At 54.2% G+C, this 1,330-nt stretch carries 2 protein-coding genes and 1 pseudogene; all 3 read left to right on the forward strand.

Annotation, left to right across the window (positions count from 1 at the left end):
• Positions 1-224 (forward strand): annotated as a pseudogene (locus LD28_RS0112595) (hypothetical protein); the annotation flags it as partial.
• Positions 225-317: 93 nt separating this feature from the next.
• Positions 318-776: a GAF domain-containing protein gene (locus tag LD28_RS0112600; RefSeq protein WP_033137312.1), complete on the forward strand. Its 459-nt coding sequence runs from the start codon at positions 318-320 to the stop codon at positions 774-776.
• Positions 777-878: 102 nt separating this feature from the next.
• Positions 879-1,330: RNA chaperone ProQ (gene proQ / locus LD28_RS0112605; RefSeq protein WP_033137313.1), on the forward strand; the 452-nt coding region annotated here is incomplete at its 3' end.

The following is a 1,330-nucleotide window of genomic DNA, read 5'->3' on the forward strand; positions in this document are numbered from 1 at the left end:
CTATTATCGGGGGCGATCCGGCCATCAAGCCGGTGAAGGCGACGCTCGAAGGCAAAGATATGTTTATGGGCACCATTCCGGTGAGCTTTGAACAAATAGACGGACAGTGGCAGGGAGTGACCCAGGTAGGGAGCTGTACTTCCCCCGTCATGGTCTGGCTGTTAAATATCGAGTGGAGTAATGGTCAACGCCAGCAATTGGCGCTTTCCGTTGCACGGGAATAACGACGCAAGGGGTGGGGAGTGGAAAAAATATTTGAAATTTCCCGGCCAGGCGTTACCTTCCCCACACTATCAGGGAGTGAAGTTTAATTAATCATGATTGAGAAAATGCAATTTTATCGCACCCTCAACCAGCAGGCCAAGGCGCTGCTGGAAGGGGAAACAGACCTTATTGCCAATCTGGCCAACCTCTCCGCGCTGCTTAATCAGGAGCTGACCGAGATTAACTGGGTCGGTTTTTATCTGTTGCAGGGCGAGACCCTGGTGTTGGGGCCGTTCCAGGGCAAACCGGCCTGCGTGCGGATCCCGGTCGGTCGCGGGGTGTGTGGTACGGCGGTGGCAGAGGGCAGGACCCAGCTGGTGGACGATGTTCATCAGTTTGATGGGCATATTGCCTGTGACGGGGCCAGCAATGCCGAAATCGTGATCCCGTTACGCCGCTACGGCGAGATTATCGGGGTACTCGACATCGACAGTCCGATTTTTAACCGTTTCGACCAAGAAGACCGGATTGGCCTCGAAGAAACGGTGCAAATTTTGGAAAGCATGCTCTAAGTCATTGCTAGATGGTTCGCAAAAGGCCCCAAGCTCTCTATAATGGGGCCTTTGTTGTGCTCGGGACGTGCCCGTGCGTTTATATGAAAGCCAAGGTTATACATGGAAAACACTGAGAAGCTGAAGAACAGTAAAGAGATCGTTGCCTACCTAGTCGAGAAATTCCCGGCCTGCTTCGTTGCTGAAGGAGAGGCCAAGCCGCTCAAGATTGGCATCTTCCAGGATTTGGCCGAGCGTCTTGCTGACGATGCCAGAGTATCCAAGACCATGCTGCGCTCCGCACTGCGTCAATACACCTCCAGCTGGCGCTACCTGCACGGCCTCAAAGCTGGCCAGGCTCGCGTTGATCTGGACGGTAACCCGGGCGAATTGCTGACCGAAGAGCACATCGAACATGCCAAGCAGGCTCTGAAAGAGAGCAAAGAGCGCGTGTTTGCCAGCCGTCGCACCAACACCAAAGAGAAAGAGAAGGATGAAAAGGCCAAGAAGCCTCGTCGTCCCGCTCCCCGCAAAACCGAAAAGGCTGATGTAGCTGCCAAGCCGAAGGCTGAAAC

Origin of the sequence: Aeromonas finlandensis (assembly GCF_000764645.1) — a bacterium.
Classification (GTDB): Bacteria; Pseudomonadota; Gammaproteobacteria; order Enterobacterales; family Aeromonadaceae; genus Aeromonas; species Aeromonas finlandensis.

Coding starts and splice junctions, on each gene's coding strand:
- LD28_RS0112600 (WP_033137312.1), top strand. CDS start 318: ATGATTGAGAAAATGCAATTTTATCGCACCCTCAACCAGCAGGCCAAG.